Origin of the sequence: Blastomonas sp. AAP25 (assembly GCF_001295965.1) — a bacterium.
Classification (GTDB): domain Bacteria; phylum Pseudomonadota; class Alphaproteobacteria; order Sphingomonadales; family Sphingomonadaceae; genus Blastomonas; species Blastomonas fulva.
In genome coordinates this window covers 1-17,232 of the sequence record NZ_LJHP01000011.1, presented here as the reverse complement: position 1 = coordinate 17,232, position 17,232 = coordinate 1, and the positions used below count along the sequence as shown (strand labels likewise).

Below are 17,232 nucleotides of genomic sequence, written 5' to 3'. Positions count from 1 at the left end.
GGGCAACGCGGCGAGTCTACCCTGCTGTCTCGGCCAGCATCGCCCGCAGGTCCGTCTTCAATATCTTGCCGATATGGCTGCGCGGAAGTTCGTCGATCGGGTGGAGCGCGGAGAGGCGCTGGGTCTTGCCCAGTTCGGCGTTGACGGTGGCGAGCAGCTGATCGAGGTCGAGCGCATGGTCCGGCGCCGCGACCACGAAGCCCACCGGGGTTTCGCCCCAGCGCTCCGACGGCATCCCGACGACCGCGGCATCCGCGACACCAGGCTGTTGCATCAGGATTTCCTCGAGGTCCTTGGGGTAGATGTTGAACCCGCCCGAGATGATCATGTCCTTGGCGCGCCCGACGATCTGGACGAAGCCGTCCTCGTCGACGATGCCAATATCGCCCATCTTGAACCACAGATTGCCGTCCGTATCGCGCCATTCCATGTCGCGCGTCTTGTCGGGCTGGTTCTTGTAGCCGCTCATCATCGTCGGCGAGCGACCCACCATCTCGCCTTTGGATCCCGGTGGCAGTTCCCTGCCCTCTTCGTCGATGACCTTGAGGTCGTGTCCCTTCACCGGCTGGCCGACGGTGTGCAATTTGTCGGGGAAGTTGTGCGCCTGGAGCATGCACACCACCCCGCCCTCGGTCATTCCGTAGATTTCGACCAGACCGCCGGGGAAGCGGCGCAGCGCTTCTGCCTTGAGCTCTGCACTGAACGGGGCGCTGGTGCAGAACTTGACCTGCATCGATGACAGATCATGCGAATCGAACGCCGGGTCGGACATCAGCCGTTGGTACTGCACCGGCACCAGCATGGTGTGGGTGGCGCGCATGGCCTGGGCGGCATTCAGCCATTGTCCGGAATCGAACTTGCCCATCAGCCGCACCATGCCGCCATGCACGATAGTGGGCAGGAACACCGCGAGCGTGGTGTTCGAATAGAGCGGGGTGGAAAGGATCGCGCGTGCCTGTTCGCTATAGATCGCCTGGAACCCCGCGACCGACTGCCGCCAGCGCATGGCGTGCGAATGCACGATGCCCTTCGGGGTCCCGGTGGTGCCGCTGGAATAGATGATGTTGAAGGCATCGCCCGGCTGCGGCGGAGCGATGTCGGGCACGGAGCCTTCCGGCGCCATCCATTCGCTCAGCGAAGGCGTTTCACCGGCCGCGGCATCGAGCATGACATGGCGCGCCGTCCCCAGATCCACTCCGCTGGCGAGCAGTTCGGCGCGCTTGTCGCCATCGATGAACAGGTGGATCGCGCCGGAATCGGCGAGCATGTTGGCGAGCTGGCGCGGCGTTGCGCTGGTGGTGAGTGGCGCAGCACAGCCGCCGGCGCGGATCGCCGCCAGATAAGCTAGCGCATAAGGGATGCCGGTGGTGCCGAGAATCGCGACCGCCTGTCCACGCTGTAGGCCATCGGCGATCAGCTGCGCTGCGATGCGGTCGACCTGGCCCGACAGCGCGCCCCAGCTGATGCGGTGATACCCGTCATCGAGCGCGATGGCATCGGGCTGAAGCGTTCCCCATGCCGCAACAATCCCCGGCCAGTTGCCGAATTCGCGTTCGAGCTCTGCTGTAATGTCCATCCAAATCCTCTCCCGGCGGCTTGAGCGCCACCTGCTTGAGGCAAGTTATGCCCAGAGCGGCATCACGAGGAAAGCGGCAATCGCAGGGACGACAGCCTGACGGCCGATCAGTTGGCCACCGCGGCGACAAAGGTGTTTTCCACCCAGCCGCTAAGGCACGGGCCGGCATAAGGCTGCTTGGTGCGAACGGGCCTCGTCACCCCGCAATCGACCGCTGCGATGGGGGCTGCCTCATCCGTTGGCGGCGCAGCTGCGCCTTCGGGAGCGGCCTGGCTGCTGGGCGATGGTCCGACCACGACCCCAAGCCATTGCTGGTCGAGGCTGCGGGTGCAGACAAAGACATGGGTGTCGTCGGTGAGTGCGCCGACCTGCTTGGCGCCATCGAACGGAGCATCGCGTACCGGCAGTTCGCCCCCGCGCAATCCGCCGACGCGGCCGCGTCCCTGGCAGGCGGCAAAGCGCGTTCCGCCCTCGCCGATGCTCACCGGGCGCGCGGTCGGGCTGGCGTCGGACGCGCCCAGCCGCTCGCCAGCGGCCTGACCGCCCGGCTCGCGCTTGCTCGCCGGTTCGGGGTCGGCGCATCCGGACAGCACCAGAAAGGGCAGCAGCACGGCGATCAGAGGCAGCGGATTGGCTTTCATGGTTCCGGTTATAGGTGATCGCCCGGGTCATACAAGCAAGCTGCGGCGGAGGGATCGTGGCAGGTCGTTCCGCAGCGTCTGTGGCACGCTAAAATATGTGCAAAAACGACCAGTTCCGCTTGGGTTTCGGGTCTCGCGCGGCTATGACGCAACGATGACAGACACTCCCAGCACTTCCACCGAGAATAACCAGAACCCGGCCAACACCAACAGCTATGGCGCAGATTCGATCAAGGTCCTCAAGGGCCTGGATGCGGTGCGCAAGCGCCCGGGCATGTACATTGGCGATACCGACGATGGATCAGGCTTGCACCACATGGTGTTCGAGGTTTCGGACAACGCCATCGACGAGGCGCTCGCCGGCCATTGCGACCGCGTGCTGATCACGCTCAACCCCGACAATTCGGTGACGGTCGAGGATAACGGCCGTGGCATCCCCACGGGAATCCATACCGAAGAGGGCATCTCGGCGGCCGAGGTCATCATGACACAGCTGCACGCGGGCGGAAAGTTCGAGAACACCAGCGACGACAATGCCTACAAGGTTTCCGGCGGCCTGCACGGCGTGGGCGTCAGCGTCGTCAACGCGCTGTCGGAATGGCTCGAGCTGCGCATCTGGCGCGACGGCCAGGAACACTGGATGCGCTTTCGTCACGGCGATTCCGAAGCGCCGCTGAAGGTCATGGGACCTGCGCCCGAGGGAAAGAAGGGCACGCAGGTCACCTTCCTGTTTTCGCAGGACACGTTCAAGAACGTCACAGAATATGATTTCGAGAAGCTCGAGCACCGCTATCGTGAGCTCGCGTTCCTCAACTCGGGCGTCCGCGTCATCCTGCGTGATGAGCGCCACGCCGAGCCCAAGGAGCACGACCTGTATTACGAGGGCGGGATTGCCGCGTTCGTCAAATGGCTCGATCGAAACAAACAGCCGCTGATGCCCGATCCGATCGCGATTTCCGGGTCGCGCGATGATGTCACCATCGACGTCTCGCTGGAGTGGAACGACAGCTATTACGAGAACGTGCTGTGCTTCACCAACAACATACCACAGCGCGACGGCGGCACGCATCTGGCGGCCTTCCGTGCCGCGCTGACCCGCACGCTCAACAGCTACGCGGAAAAGTCGGGGCTGCTGAAGAAGGAAAAGGTCTCGCTCACCGGCGATGACATGCGCGAAGGCCTGACAGCGATCGTCTCGGTCAAGCTTCCCGACCCCAAGTTCAGCTCGCAGACCAAGGACAAGCTTGTCAGCTCCGAGGTTCGCCAGCCGCTCGAAAGCCTGATGGCCGACAAGATGGCCGAGTGGCTCGAGGAAAACCCCGCGCACGCCAAGTCGATCGTCGCCAAGATCATCGATGCCGCAGCGGCCCGCGAGGCCGCCAAGAAAGCGCGCGAACTCACTCGGCGCAAGGGCGCAATGGACATCGCTTCGTTGCCCGGCAAGCTTGCCGACTGCCAGGAGCGTGACCCTGCCAAGTCCGAACTGTTCCTGGTCGAGGGTGACTCGGCAGGCGGATCGGCCAAGCAGGGCCGCGACCGCCATTATCAGGCGATTTTGCCGTTGAAGGGCAAGATCCTCAACGTCGAGCGTGCGCGCTTCGACCGGATCATCTCGTCGAAGGAAGTCGGCACGCTGATCCAGGCGATGGGCACCGGCATTCGCGATGATTTCAACATCGAGAAACTGCGCTATCACAAGATCGTGATCATGACCGACGCTGACGTCGACGGCGCGCATATCCGCACGCTGCTGCTCACGTTCTTCCATCGTCAGATGCCCGAGATCATCCGCGCCGGGCATTTGTACATCGCCCAGCCGCCGCTGTACAAGGTCGCCAAGGGCAAGAGCGAGGTGTATCTCAAGGACAATGACGCGCTCGATCAGTATCTGGTCGATGCAGGGCTGCAGGGCCGTATTCTCGAGACGGTAGAGGGCGCGCGCGGCGGCGATGATCTTCGCGAACTGGTCGAGCACGCCCGGCGCATGAAGAGCCTGATGACCTACGTCCCGCGCCGTTACGATCCTCTGATTATCGAGGGGCTGGCGCTTGCCGGGGCACTTTCGCCCGATATGCCGGACAGCGACAGGCTCGCCGCGGTCAACACCGCGACGGCCTGGATGGGTGGGGCCGATCCTGAGGCGCGCTGGACGGGTGAACTGTCCGTCGAGGGCGGCTATCATCTCGAGCGTTGGTGGCGCGGGGTAACCGACCATCACGTCGTCGACCTGCCCTTCCTCAACAGCGCCGAGGCGCGCAAGCTGCACAGGGTGGCGGGCGAATTCGCCCCGATGTACCTGAACCCGAGCAGACTGGTCAAAGCGGGCGCCGCTGCGCCGACCGAGAGCGAAATCGATGGCGATGAAGCGGATGACGCCGTCACCGTGGCCACCGGCGTGACGATCAATCGGCCTTCGGTTCTGCTCGAAACGATCCTCGCGGCTGGGCGCAAGGGGCTGGCCATCGCCCGCTACAAGGGGCTGGGCGAGATGAACGCCGAGCAGCTGTGGGAAACCACGCTCGATCCCAACCATCGCTCGCTGCTGCAGGTCAAGGTCGACGACGCCGACATCACCGACGAGGTTTTCACCCAGCTGATGGGCGATATCGTCGAGCCGCGTCGCGAGTTCATCCAGGAGAATGCGCTCAACGTCGCCAATCTGGATGTCTGAGCGCTTCGGGCGATGCGGCGGGTCCGGACAGCGCGCATGAGCGCGCTGCATCCGGTCTACCGGGTCGCCCAGAAGGTCCGGCTGGTCTATTGGCGGGTGTTCAAGCCGCGCACCTACGGCGTCAAGGTCGTCGCACTGGGCGATGGCGGCACCGTCATGCTCGTGCGACACAGCTATCAGTCGCGCGACCTGTTCATGCTACCCGGTGGAGGCATCCATCGCGGCGAGACCGTGCTGGCCGCGGCGGAGCGCGAATTGCGCGAGGAGACCGGCTGCAGGCTTGGCAATGCGCGGATTCATGGGGAATTCTTCTCCGCTGCCGAGGGCGCGCGCAATCACATCACCGTTGTGACCGGCACGGCCTCGGGCGAACCTTGCGTCGATGGGCGCGAGATCATCGAGGCGGCTTTCGTTCCGCTTGACCTCCTGCCCGCCAACATCGCACCTGCCAGCCTGCGCCGCCTGATTGAGGTGCGCGACGGCCTGCCGCCAGCAGCTGAGTGGTAGGATAGCAGCTGCATTCAGCTGAATGGCAGCTCGGGCTGGCGCAGATCGGTCTCTTCCTCTTCCTCGGCGCTCGACAGGCCCGACAAGGTCAGCCCCAGCAGCCTGATGCCGTTCTGCAGCGGCAGGATCTGATCGACCAGCGCCTGGCCGATCTGGCCGAAGGCTGCGCGGTCCGGCACCGGCTGGCCGAGCGAACGGGCGCGGGTAATCGTCTGGAAGTCGGCATAGCGCGCCTTCAAGGTCACGGTGCGCCCCTGCGCCTCGTTGCGTTCGACGCGTTCCCACACGATGTCGGCGATGCTCTCCAGCGCGTCACGCAATCCCGATTCGGTCCAGATATCCTCGCCATAGGTCCGTTCGCCGCCGATCGACTTGCGGATCCGGTCGGGGCGTACCGGGCGGTGGTCGATCCCGCGCGCGGCGCCGTGCAGATAGCTTCCCCAGCTGCCGAAATGCGCAAGCAGCCATTGCTCGGTCTTGTCCGCCAGATCGGCGCCGGTGACGATGCCGAGGCCCGCCATCTTTTCCGCGGTGCGCGGGCCGACGCCATGAAAGCGCTTGATCGGCAGTGCGGCGACAAAGGCAGATCCCTGTTCGGGGCGGATCACGCACAGGCCATCGGGCTTGTTCTGGTCACTCGCCAGCTTGGCGATGAACTTGTTGTATGACACGCCCGCGCTTGCGGTCAGTCCGGTCTCGCGCGCGATATCGGCGCGGATCATCTGCGCGATCTGCGTCGCCGATGCGATGGCGTGCTTGTTGATGCTGACGTCGAGATACGCCTCGTCGAGCGACAGCGGTTCGATCAGATCGGTGTGCCGGGCAAAGATGGCGCGGATCTGGCGCGAGACCTGCTGATAGACATCGAAACGCGGCTTGACGAACAGCAGGTCGGGGCAGCGCCGCAGCGCGGTGACCGATGGCATTGCCGAGCGCACCCCGAAGGTCCGCGCCTCATAGCTGGCCGCGGCCACCACACCCCGCCGTGAGGAGCCTCCAACCGCGACGGGCCGCCCGCGCAGCGCCGGGTTGTCGCGCTGTTCGACGCTCGCAAAGAAGGCATCCATGTCGATGTGGATGATCTTGCGCAGCGGCGGATCATGGGGGTCTGGCATGCTGGCAGAGAAATAGAAGTGCGACAGGCGGTTGGCAATCGCGGCCGCAACGCCCATTATGATGCAATGCACAATAACCAGTTAGCAGAACCGGCGCCCAGAGCTGCCTTGGCGCCGACCACGGAGTTTCCGCTGGGCCCGCGCGAGCTCGTGGCGATGATGGCCGCCTTGATGGCGCTCAATGCGCTGGCGATCGATGCCATCCTTCCGGCATTCCCCGCGCTGGGCGAAGCGTTCTCCGTCACCGATCCTAACAACCGGCAGTACATCATCAGCAGCTACCTGATGGGCATGGGTCTGGGGTCGCTGTTCTACGGTCCGATCGGCGACAGGTTCGGTCGCAAGCCGGTGCTGCTGTTTTCGGTTGCGATGTATGTCGTGTTCGGTCTCGCCTGCGCGTTTGCACCCGATTTCGACACGCTGCTGTTGCTGCGCTTCGCACAAGGGTTTTCTGCGGCGGCAATGGGCGTGCTGGTGGTCTCTGTGATCCGCGACATCTTTTCCGGCGACCGGATGGCGCGGTTCATGTCGATCATCTTCATCGTCTTCATGGCGGTGCCTGTGATCGCGCCGACCATCGGCCAGCTGATCCTGTATTTCGCCGAATGGCAGTTCATCTTCATCCTGCTGACCGTGATGGGCACCGCGGTGGGGGTGTGGGTGTTCCTGCGGCTTCCCGAAACGCTGAAGCCCGAAAACGTCATCCCGATCCGGCTCGACACGATCGGCAGCACCTGGTTCAAAGTGGTGTTCAACCGCACCGGCTTTGGCCACGTCGCCGCCGGCGGCCTGCTGATGGGGGCGATGTTCGGCTTCCTCAACAGCTCGCAGCAGATCTTTTCAGAAGTGTTCGGCGCGCGCGAGATTTTCCCGTATGCCTTCGCCGCAGTCGCAGGATCGATGGCGCTTTCCAACTGGTTCAACAGCCGCATCGTCGAGCGCTTCGGCGCACGCCGCGTGTCGCAATCGGCGTTGCTGGCGTTCCTGGTGCTGTCGGCGATGCAGATCGGCGCAGCGTTGATCCCGGGCGAGCCGATGGCGCTGTTTCTGGCGATTGTCGCTCTCAACATGGCGATGATCGGCTTTATCGGCGCCAATTTCGGGTCGATTGCGATGGAACCGTTCGCCAAGATGGCAGGTGCGGCCTCGTCCTTCCAGATGGCGTTTCGCACTGTGCTGGGCACTGCGATCGGCGCCTTTGTCGGCCAGGCCTTCGATGGAAGCACGCTTCCGATGGCACTGGGCTTTCTCGTCTGCGGCATCGCGGCGCTTGCGGTGATCTTTTGGGCCGAGCGCGGCAAGCTGTTCGCGCGCCCGGGCACCTGTCCCAAATCGCCGATGTAGGTTGGACACAAAAAACCCCGGCGGGTGAGGCCGGGGTTTTTCTGGATCAACCGTGCGGGTTGAGGATGTCGTCGTCGGGTACCTCGACGATGCCCTTGCCCAGATGGCTCGCCTTGTAGCCATAGAGGTAATAGATCACCAGGCCGACAGCAGCCCACGCAGGCAGCACGATCATCGCCTCGAACGGCAGGTTGAGGAACAGGAAGATGCATCCTGCGATCGTCGCCGGTCCGACCAGCCACAGGGCCGGCGTACGGAACAGCCGCTCGCGATCGGGATCGGTCTTGCGCAGCATCATCACCGCAATTGCCACCATCATGAACGCATAGAGCGTTCCGGCATTGGCGATATCGGCAAGCTGTCCGACCGGCAGGAACGCTGCGGCAAAGGCCACGATCGCACCCGTGATCGCGGTGACGACATAGGGCGTCTTCCACTTGGGGTGGATCTTCGACAGGCCTTCGGGCAGCAGGCCATCGCGCGCCATCACGAAGAAGATGCGGGTCTGGCCGAACAGCAGGATCAGGATCACCGAAGGCAGCGCGATGAAGGCCGCGATGCCCAGCATGTTGCCCACGCCGCTGAAGCCGATCTTGCGCAGCACGTGCGCCAGCGCCTCGTTCGAGCAGACCAGCATTTCGGAATATTCGGGCAGCGCGCACTGGCGGGCGAGTTCTTCAGAGCCTGCGGGGAACGGAACGCCGTTCGGGCCCATGATCGGCTGGCCGCCGATCGATCCGACTGCGCCTGCAGCCACCAGGATATAGAACACGGTGCAGATGCCGAGGCTGCCGATCAGGCCGATCGGCACGTTGCGCTGCGGGTTCTTGGTTTCTTCGGCAGCTGTTGAGACCGCATCGAAGCCGACATAGGCAAAGAAGATGGTCGCGGCAGCACCCACGGCGCCCACGCCCGATCCAAAGCCGCCAAACACACCGGCAGGCAGGAAGGGATTGAAGTTGGCCATTTCGGTTTCAGGCAGGGTCAGCACGATGAACGCTGTCAGCGCGGTCACCTTGATCAGCACCAGCACGGCGTTGACCTTGGCCGATTCGTTGGTGCCGATCATCAGCAACCACGTCACCAGCAGCGCGATGACCACGGCAGGCAGGTTGATCAGACCACCCGGTGCGCCTCCCAGCGCGACAGGGCCTGCTGTCAGATATGGTGGCAGAACGATCCCGAAGAATTCGTTCAATATCGTGCCGGTGAAATAGCCGGACCATCCGACCGACACCGCGCTTGCCGCCACGGCATATTCGAGCACCAGCGCCCAGCCGACGGTCCAGGCGAGCATTTCGCCCATTACCGAATAGGTATAGGTATAGGCAGACCCCGCGACCGGGATCATTGCGGCGATTTCGGCATAGCACAAAGCGGCCACGATGCAGATCAGGCCTGCGATCGCAAACGCCAGCATCAGGCCGGGACCGGCCTTTTGCGCGCCCGCAGACGTCAGCACGAAGATGCCGGTACCGATGACGCAGCCGATCCCGAACAGGGTCAGCTGAAAGGCCCCGAGCGTCGGGTGCAATGATTTTTTCTTCGCGGTCGCCAATATGGCGTCCAGCGGTTTGACACGGGCAAATTTCATGATGTTGTCGATTTCCCACCCATGGCAGGTTCGGACCTGCCGGTTGCGTCCCGGGGCTACACCCCTATGCCCCAAGGATTAGCGGCTTTTCACGCGCTGGCAACCGGCTTGTCATAAAGTTGCGGCAGGATCGCGGGCTTTACTCCTGCAAACGTGCCTGATCGGCATAGCGCTTGAGATCCTCAGGCTGCAGGTCGATCCACCGCAGCGGCGAGAACGCGGCGCGCATCCCGCAACTGGCATAATCCAGCTCGGCCTCGGGCAGGTCGCCCGAGGGGCGTCCGCTCTCGAAAACCTCCACCACGTCGCCATGGACGCGGATGACCCTGGCATTGAGCCGCTTGCCCGGGATCGGCGCGGAGTACCATCCGGTATGCGGATCGAGCCGCAGGCCCGAAGCACCCAGCGAACAGGTGTGCGCATTGGCACCGACCGCCTCGCCGCTCACCGCATAGCTTCCGTCGGCAGCGCGGCTGACATAGACCAGCGCGTCCGATGCACCTGCCAGCACCGGAGCGATCCGCGCAAATACGGCACTGGCGCGCATCGCATCGGTCAGTGGAAGGGAATCCTCGATGAACACCGCGCCCTGCCCGCGCGCCAGCCACTCCTGCTCGCCAAGCTGGCCGAGAAGCTCCCCGATCCGGTCGCGGTGCGCGGCGCGCAGGCAATCGGACGGGTATTCGCCTCGCATGCACGCGTCGCGTTGTCCGATCCATTGCCGCTGTTCTGCAACCGCCTGCGGGCGGACCTTGCGGACCCTGGCGAACAGTGCGGCCATGTCACGGTCGGCCTGGCCAAGGTCGGGCGCATCGGGCAGGCACAGCATCTTTTCGACAGCGCTCGCCGCACGTGCGCAATCGAACGAGGGTCCGCTGGCAAAGGACGCAGCGATTGCGGCATCGTCGGCGATCGCCTGCGCCTCTTCCACGGAAAGCTCGATCGTCCTGTCGGCGCCTGTCAGCACCAGGGGGTGGACAATCTTGCGCCCCTTCATGCTGGCGAGCTGGCCGGGAGAGATCTCGGTGCGATCGAGCACCGCACTGTCAAGTTCGATGTCGCTCAGGCCATAACGGTGGAAGCTGCTGAGCTTCGCGCGGGTCAAGTCGGCACCACGCGCCGAAATCTGCCGGTCGCCATCATAAAGCGGGCAGCCATCGGAGAGGGTGATGCCGCAGGAGAAAGTGAAACCGGTCAGGTTCGCTTCATCGAGCTTCCAACCATCGACACCGCCATCGAACCAGCCCCCCTCGAACCACCCGCCACTGAAGTCGGCCTTGTCGGCATGGGTGTTGGTCAGCACCGCATCGCGGAACAGCACGCCGGGGGCCCTGATCGAGCTCAAAGAAGCTTCTGTCAGGTCGGACTTGATGAAGCCAACCCCGGGCGCGTTGGCCCCGGTCCACACGCTTCCCTTGAGATCGGCCTCCACGAAACACGCATTGGTCAGCCGGACCTTGCGGAAATCCCATTCGGAGAAATTGCCGCCCTGAATCACCGCACCATCGCCGACAGCGCGCGCCAGGTCCTCGGGGCGCTTGTAGGCGGTACCGTCAATCGTTCTGATATCGGACGGGGCCGGTGTCCCGCCCCAGAAATCGCCGAGCATGCGAACGCAGGGAACCGCGCTGTCCGCCCAGGCCGGAGTGATCGTCAGCAGCAAAATCGAAATGATCGCCAGCAGCCTGATCATGATCACTCTTCCCCGTGTGCGCCGCCAGCCTATCGCATTGCCGTCCCGCCGAAAAGGTCAGCCGTTCATCAGCATCGGGCCCAGCTTGCGCCCAGCGAACAGGTGGACATGGAGGTGCGGCACCTCCTGGTGCGCATCCATGCCGACATTGGCGAGCAGACGATAGCCGGGCTCGACCAGCCCCAGCATGCGCGCCACCTCGCCCACACCGCGCACGAACGCCGCAATCTGCTCGTCGGTGCCCCGCGCCGAGAAATCGTCCCAGCTGACGAACGGTGCCTTGGGGATCACCAGCACATGCGTCGGCGCCTGCGGGTTGATGTCGTGAAACGCCAGCACATGATCGTCCTCGTGGACCTTCTTGCACGGAATCTCGCCGCGCAGAATCTTGGCGAAGATGTTCTGGTCGTCATAGGGAAGCGTGGGGTCAATCGGCATGATCGGCTATTCCTTTGGGCTGGCCTTCGGACGGGAAGCCTTCTCGGCGATCCCGGAGGTGCCTTCGCGGGCATCCAGTTCAGCGAGAAGCTGGTCCCAGGTCAGGCCCATATCGGCAAACAGCACCAGCAGGTGGAAAATCAGATCGGCGCTTTCGCTGATCACGCCCGGGCCGTCGTCCTTGATCGCGGCGATGACGGTCTCGACTCCCTCCTCGCCGATCTTCTGGGCGATGCGGGCACGGCCCCTGGCGCTCAGCTTCGCGACATAGCTGCTGTCGGACGAGGCGCTGCGCCGCTCGGCGATGATGGCTTCAAGCCGCTGGATGATGGGGTCTGCCATGGTTCAGCGCTCTGCGCGCAGCCATGGCCAAGGTCAAGAGGGCGAAGCTTCGACCGTTCAGGGTTTGGGCGGGCCCTTGCGCTTGCCGCCCGCGGCCCAGCGGCCGATCAGCAGTCCGGCAATTCCCATGAACAGCAGGCCCAGATTGCCGGGTTCTGCGATCTCGATCCAACTGCGGATGCCTTCGGCGCGGGTCAGACCGTCGAGCGTCGCACCCGACAGCGGACTGGCCACCGCCTGCTGGCCTAAAAGCAACGCGCCGCCCAATGCGCCCACGATCCCGCGCGCGGTAAAGCCGTTGATTCTGCCGGGTTTCATTCCGAGACACTTCATGTTCAAAGGTTAAGCAAGCTGCTGGCCAAATCGGCCTGAGCGGCGGAATTGCTTGAGTACAATGGTTAAAGCCCCACGCCCATATCTCCCGCTTGTCAAGCGGGCCGACATTCCGGTCAGCCGATTTTACCCAGTCAACCGCCCCGCGCAGGCAGACCTGCCGCGCGCAAGGCTGCGTGCGCATCGGCGATGCTCGCTTCGCCGAAATGGAATATCGAGGCGGCCAGCACCGCGCTGGCATGGCCCTGGGTCACGCCGTCGACCAGATGGCCAATATGGCCGACGCCACCGCTCGCCACGACCGGGATATCCACCTGGTCGGCGATCGTGCGGATGAGCTCCAGATCATAGCCATCGCGGGTGCCGTCGCGGTCCATCGAAGTCACGAGCAGCTCGCCTGCGCCGAGCCTGGTCAGGTTGAGCGCGTGCGCTATGGCATCGATCCCGGTCGCCTTGCGTCCGCCATGGGTAAAGATTTCCCAGCCCTCACCTTCCGCGCGGCGCCGCGCATCGATCGAGGCGACGACGCACTGGCTGCCGAAGCGCTCGGCGATATCGCCGACAAGCTCGGGCCTTGCAACCGCCGCGCTGTTGATCGCGACCTTGTCCGCGCCTGCCAGCAGCAGCGCGCGCGCATCTTCGGGGCTGCGCACGCCGCCGCCGACGGTCACCGGCATGAAGCAGACTTCGGCCGTGCGCCGGACCACGTCGATGATCGTGCCGCGCGCCTCGTGGCTGGCCGAGATGTCGAGGAAACACAGCTCGTCGGCACCGGCGGCGTCATAAGCGCGCGCCTGTTCGACCGGATCGCCCGCATCCTTCAAATCGACGAAGTTCACGCCCTTGACCACCCGGCCATTGGCGACGTCGAGACAGGGAATGACTCGGACGCGAACGCTCATCAGCGCGCGGCCATCGCGATCGCGGTCGCCAGGTCCAGCCGGCCATCATACAGCGCGCGGCCCGTGATCACGCCCTCGATGCCGTCCTCGGCATGCAGGCTGAGCATGTGGATATCGTCGATGCCCTTCACCCCGCCGCTGGCGATTACCGGGATATCCGTGGTGCGTGCGAGCGCCACGGTCGCCTCGATGTTGCAGCCCTTGAGCATGCCGTCGCGGCCCACATCGGTGAACAGCAGGCTGGCGACGCCCGCATCCTCGAACCGGCGCGCCATATCGGCGACGGGGACATCAGAGACATCCGCCCAGCCGTGCGTTGCGACCATGCCGTCGCGCGCATCGACCGCGACGACGATGCCGCCTTCATAGGCCTTCGCCATGTCGCGGACGAATTCGGGGTCGGTCAGCGCAGCGGTGCCGATGACGACGCGGGCGACACCCAGGCCGAACCAGCCCTCGACCGCTTCGCGCGTGCGGATTCCACCACCCAGCTGCAGATAGCCGGGAAAGCTCGCGATGATCGATTCGACCGCGCTGCGGTTGACGGCCTCGCCGGCAAACGCGCCGTCGAGATCGACGACGTGCAGATGCTGCGCGCCGGCCTGCGAGAAAAGCATCGCCTGTGCTGCGGGATCATCGCCGTACACGGTCGCGCGGTCCATATCGCCCTCGGCGAGCCGGACCACCTGTCCACCCTTGAGATCGATGGCCGGAAAAACGATGATGCTCATGGCCAGCTCCAGTCGAGAAAGCGCCGGAGCAGGTCCAGCCCGTAGGCCTGGCTCTTTTCCGGATGAAATTGAACGCCGATAATGTTGTCCCGCGCCACGGCAGCTGTGACAGGTCCGCCATGATCGGTGCGCGCGGCGACATGCGCCTCATCGGCGGCGACAAAGTGATAGCTGTGCAGAAAGTAGGCCTCGCCATGCGCAATCAGCGGCGCACCTGCTTCGGGCACGACATCGTTCCAGCCCATATGCGGCACCTTGATGCCGGGTGCGGCCTCGATCAGTCGAACCTCGCCGGGAATCCATCCGAGGCCCGCATGCACGCCATGCTCCACACCCTGCGTTGCGAGCAGCTGCATGCCGACGCAGATGCCAAGGAACGGCACCCTGTCGCCCAGCACCCTTGCTTCCAGGGCATCGATCATTCCCGGAATAGCCGCAAGCCCGCCCATGCAGGCGGCGAAGGCGCCCACACCGGGCAGAACGATCCGGTCGGCGTTGCCCACAATACCGGGATCGGCCGTCACCGCGATGTCGGGAGCGCCTGCCGCCTTCAGCGCGTTGTGGACGCTGTGCAGATTGCCCGCGCCGTAATCGATCAGCGCAACGCGCTCAGCCACCCAGCACACCCTTGGTCGAGGGAATGGCGCCCTGCTTGCGCGGGTCGATCTCGACTGCGGACCGCATCGCGCGGGCAAAACCCTTGTAGATGCTTTCGCAGATGTGATGGTTGTTGGCGCCGTAGAGCAGTTCGATGTGCAGCGTCAGCCCTGCGGTCTGCGCGATCGAATGGAACCAGTGTTCGAAAAGCTCGGTGTCCATCTCGCCCAAACGGGGCTGCGTGAAGCCCGCCTTCCAGACGAAGAATGGGCGGCCCGATATATCCACCGCAACCCGGCTCAGCGTCTCGTCCATCGGCGAATAGGCATGGCCATAGCGGACGATTCCGCCCTTGTCGCCCAGCGCCTGGACGATCGCCTGGCCGATGGCCAGCGCGCAATCCTCGGTGGTGTGGTGCTGGTCGACATGCAGGTCGCCCTTGATCCGGCAGGTCAAGTCGATCAGCGAATGGCGCGAGAATTGCTCGACCATATGATCGAGAAACCCGATACCGGTGGAGACGTCGAACTGACCGGTCCCGTCGAGATTCACCTCGACGAAGATGTCGGTTTCATGGGTCTTGCGTTCTATCCGGGCGCTGCGCATGGTGCGCCCTATAATCACCTCGCGGGCACGCGCAACATCTTTGCCGTCTGTCGAAGCTCATTGCCCCGACATGGCAATAGCGCCTTGACCCTGCGCGGCAGTCAGTCCAACAAAAAGGCATGAGTGACGATGCAGCCGACAGCCTGATTCCCTACGACGAGATCGTGCAGGAAGCCCTGCGCGCTGTCGTGGGCCGGGTGCTGGGCGAGGTGGAGACCAACGGCCTCCCCGGAAACCACCATTTCTATATCACCTTCAAGACCAAATCGCCGGGTGTCGATATTCCCCGGCATCTGGTCGAGCGTTTCCCCGACGAGATGACCATCGTGCTCCAGCAGAAGTTCTGGGACCTGAAGGTTGAAAAGACGGGCTTTGCGGTGGGGCTGAGCTTCAACCGGGTGCCTGCGCACCTTTTCATCCCGTACAGCGCGATCACCGCGTTCGTCGACCCTGCGGTCGATTTCGGGCTGCAGTTCCAGGTGACCGGCGATACGCCTCCGCCCGAGCCGCACGAGGCCGCCGAAAACGACCATCCCGGCGGCGATGGCGATGGTTCCAACGTTGTCAGCGTGGATTTCGGCAAGCGCAAATAGCGGCGTGGCCGCTCAACAGACGGACCAGCCATCATGACCAAGCCCGACACCCGCCTGGAGAGCGATTCGCTGGGCTCCATCGCGGTGCCTGCGGATTGCTATTGGGGCGCGCAGACCCAGCGCAGCATCGAAAACTTTCCGTTTGCGCCGCACGAGCGGATGCCGATCGCGATCGTGCACGCGCTGGCGATCGTCAAGCAGGCCGCAGCACGGGTCAACCGCCGCCACGGCCTGCCCGCCGAGATCGCCGACGCCATCGGTGCGGCCGCGACCGAGGTGATCACCGGCAGGCATGACGATCAGTTCCCGCTGACCATCTGGCAGACAGGCAGCGGCACTCAGAGCAACATGAACGTCAACGAGGTGATCGCGGGCCGTGCCAACGAACTTCTCACCGGAACGCGCGGCGGCAAGACGCCGGTGCACCCCAACGATCATGTCAACATGGGCCAGTCGTCCAACGATGCCTTTCCCAGCGCGCTGCATATCGCTGCCAGCCTGGAATGCCGCTCCCGGCTGCTGCCCGCACTCGCCCGGCTGACCGTGGCGCTGGAGGACAAGGCCGAGCAATGGGCCGATATCGTCAAGATCGGTCGCACCCATCTGCAGGATGCGACGCCGCTGACACTGGGGCAGGAATTTTCCGGCTATGCCAACCAGCTCTATCGCTGCGGACGGCGGATCGAACCCGGGATTGTTGCGGGTACCTATCGGCTGGCGATCGGCGGAACTGCGGTGGGCACGGGGCTAAACGCACCCGAGGGCTTCGCGCTGGATATGTGCCAGGCGATTGCCGAGATTACCGGTCACCCGTTCCATCCGGCGGAAAACAGCTTCGAGGCACTCGCGTCCAACGATCCGCTGGTGCACCTTTCGGGCACGTTGAACACGCTGGCGGTAGCGCTGACCAAGATCGCCAACGATATCCGGCTGCTGGGCTCGGGCCCGCGCTCGGGGCTTGGCGAGCTCGATCTTCCAGCCAATGAGCCGGGTAGCTCGATCATGCCCGGGAAGGTCAACCCGACCCAGTGCGAGATGCTGACCATGGTCGCGGCGCAGGTGATCGGCAACCATCAGGCGGTGACTGTCGGCGGGATGCAGGGGCATCTCGAACTCAACGTATTCAAGCCGTTGATCGGCGCCAATGTGCTGCGCTCGATCGATCTGCTCGCGACTGGAATGCAAGGCTTTGCCGAGCGCTGCGTCGAAGGGCTGCAGGCCAATACGGGTCGCATCGCCGAACTGGTCGATCGCTCGCTGATGCTGGTCACCGCTCTGGCCCCGGTGATCGGATATGACAGCGCCGCGAAGATCGCCAAGCACGCGCACGAACACGGGCTGACGCTCAAACAGGCGGGGCTCGCGCTCGGCCTGGTGGACGAGGCAACGTTCGATGTGCACGTCCGCGCAGAGGATATGACCGGACGCTAGATCGGCGCGGAACGCTTGGGTGTGATGGGGCGTTTGAGGTCCAAACCCAATTCAGCTATGGATAGCCACATGACCAGCCCCACCACGACCCCGCCCGCCCCCGTCCCTGCCCCCGCCG

Annotated in this window: 17 protein-coding genes; 5 read left to right on the top strand and 12 right to left on the bottom strand. The window is 64.2% G+C overall.

From position 1 onward, the window contains the following. Positions 1–16: 16 nt before the first annotated feature. Complete coding sequence (locus IP68_RS10245; protein ID WP_054134894.1) at positions 17–1,576, bottom strand: class I adenylate-forming enzyme family protein; 1,560 nt, start codon at positions 1,574–1,576, stop codon at positions 17–19. 107 nt (positions 1,577–1,683) lie between these two features. Then, on the bottom strand, positions 1,684–2,217 hold the full coding sequence (locus IP68_RS10240) for a hypothetical protein (protein WP_054134893.1): 534 nt from the start codon (positions 2,215–2,217) through the stop codon (positions 1,684–1,686). A gap of 154 nt (positions 2,218–2,371) precedes the next feature. Between IP68_RS10240 and gyrB the strand changes: the two genes are divergently transcribed. Both gyrB and IP68_RS10230 read left to right on the top strand, forming a co-directional pair. Next, positions 2,372–4,888 (top strand): DNA topoisomerase (ATP-hydrolyzing) subunit B, encoded by a 2,517-nt coding sequence (gene gyrB / locus IP68_RS10235; protein WP_054134892.1) that lies wholly within the window; start codon positions 2,372–2,374, stop codon positions 4,886–4,888. 36 nt (positions 4,889–4,924) lie between these two features. Continuing rightward, positions 4,925–5,395 carry an NUDIX domain-containing protein gene (locus IP68_RS10230; RefSeq protein WP_054134891.1) on the top strand — a complete coding sequence of 157 codons (471 nt, stop codon included), beginning with the start codon at positions 4,925–4,927 and terminating at the stop codon, positions 5,393–5,395. Between the two features lie 14 nt (positions 5,396–5,409). Here the strand turns inward: IP68_RS10230 and dinB are convergent, their stop codons facing one another. Continuing rightward, positions 5,410–6,510, bottom strand: coding sequence for a DNA polymerase IV (gene dinB, locus IP68_RS10225; RefSeq protein WP_054134993.1), 1,101 nt, complete (start codon positions 6,508–6,510; stop codon positions 5,410–5,412). Positions 6,511–6,618: 108 nt separating this feature from the next. On the opposite strand from dinB, the gene IP68_RS10220 reads away from it, so the two are divergent. Then, on the top strand, positions 6,619–7,854 hold the full coding sequence (locus IP68_RS10220; protein ID WP_082382277.1) for a multidrug effflux MFS transporter: 1,236 nt from the start codon (positions 6,619–6,621) through the stop codon (positions 7,852–7,854). Between the two features lie 46 nt (positions 7,855–7,900). On the opposite strand, the gene IP68_RS10215 is transcribed toward IP68_RS10220, so the two are convergent. From IP68_RS10215 to hisB, 9 genes are all read right to left on the bottom strand, one after another. Then, positions 7,901–9,448: an amino acid permease gene (locus IP68_RS10215; protein ID WP_054134889.1), complete on the bottom strand. Its 1,548-nt coding sequence runs from the start codon at positions 9,446–9,448 to the stop codon at positions 7,901–7,903. A 139-nt stretch (positions 9,449–9,587) separates the two neighbouring features. Continuing rightward, positions 9,588–11,141, bottom strand: a complete 1,554-nt coding sequence (locus IP68_RS10210) for a pentapeptide repeat-containing protein (RefSeq protein ID WP_054134888.1) — start codon at positions 11,139–11,141, stop codon at positions 9,588–9,590. 57 nt (positions 11,142–11,198) lie between these two features. Continuing rightward, a complete protein-coding gene (locus IP68_RS10205) occupies positions 11,199–11,579 on the bottom strand; it encodes a histidine triad nucleotide-binding protein (RefSeq protein ID WP_054134887.1) in 381 nt (126 codons plus the stop codon). Positions 11,580–11,585: 6 nt separating this feature from the next. Continuing rightward, positions 11,586–11,921, bottom strand: coding sequence for a phosphoribosyl-ATP diphosphatase (locus tag IP68_RS10200; protein ID WP_054134886.1), 336 nt, complete (start codon positions 11,919–11,921; stop codon positions 11,586–11,588). Positions 11,922–11,978: 57 nt separating this feature from the next. After that, on the bottom strand, positions 11,979–12,239 hold the full coding sequence (locus tag IP68_RS10195; protein WP_054134885.1) for a hypothetical protein: 261 nt from the start codon (positions 12,237–12,239) through the stop codon (positions 11,979–11,981). Between the two features lie 149 nt (positions 12,240–12,388). Continuing rightward, positions 12,389–13,156: an imidazole glycerol phosphate synthase subunit HisF gene (gene hisF, locus IP68_RS10190; RefSeq protein WP_054134884.1), complete on the bottom strand. Its 768-nt coding sequence runs from the start codon at positions 13,154–13,156 to the stop codon at positions 12,389–12,391. After that, a complete protein-coding gene (gene hisA / locus IP68_RS10185) occupies positions 13,156–13,881 on the bottom strand; it encodes a 1-(5-phosphoribosyl)-5-[(5-phosphoribosylamino)methylideneamino]imidazole-4-carboxamide isomerase (RefSeq protein ID WP_054134992.1) in 726 nt (241 codons plus the stop codon). The genes hisF and hisA overlap by 1 nt, the downstream gene beginning before the upstream one ends. Before the next feature lie 2 nt (positions 13,882–13,883). After that, the gene (gene hisH, locus IP68_RS10180) at positions 13,884–14,504 is read right to left on the bottom strand and encodes an imidazole glycerol phosphate synthase subunit HisH (protein WP_054134883.1); all 621 of its coding nucleotides are present in this window, start codon (positions 14,502–14,504) and stop codon (positions 13,884–13,886) included. Then, entirely contained in the window at positions 14,497–15,090 is a 594-nt protein-coding gene (gene hisB / locus IP68_RS10175; RefSeq protein ID WP_054134882.1) for an imidazoleglycerol-phosphate dehydratase HisB, read from the bottom strand. The genes hisH and hisB overlap by 8 nt, the downstream gene beginning before the upstream one ends. Positions 15,091–15,209: 119 nt before the next feature. Here hisB and IP68_RS10170 point away from each other — a divergent pair, with 119 nt between their 5' ends. Both IP68_RS10170 and fumC read left to right on the top strand, forming a co-directional pair. After that, positions 15,210–15,683: an SspB family protein gene (locus IP68_RS10170; RefSeq protein WP_054134881.1), complete on the top strand. Its 474-nt coding sequence runs from the start codon at positions 15,210–15,212 to the stop codon at positions 15,681–15,683. A gap of 33 nt (positions 15,684–15,716) precedes the next feature. Beyond that, a complete protein-coding gene (gene fumC / locus IP68_RS10165; protein WP_054134880.1) occupies positions 15,717–17,114 on the top strand; it encodes a class II fumarate hydratase in 1,398 nt (465 codons plus the stop codon). Positions 17,115–17,232 lie beyond the last annotated feature (118 nt).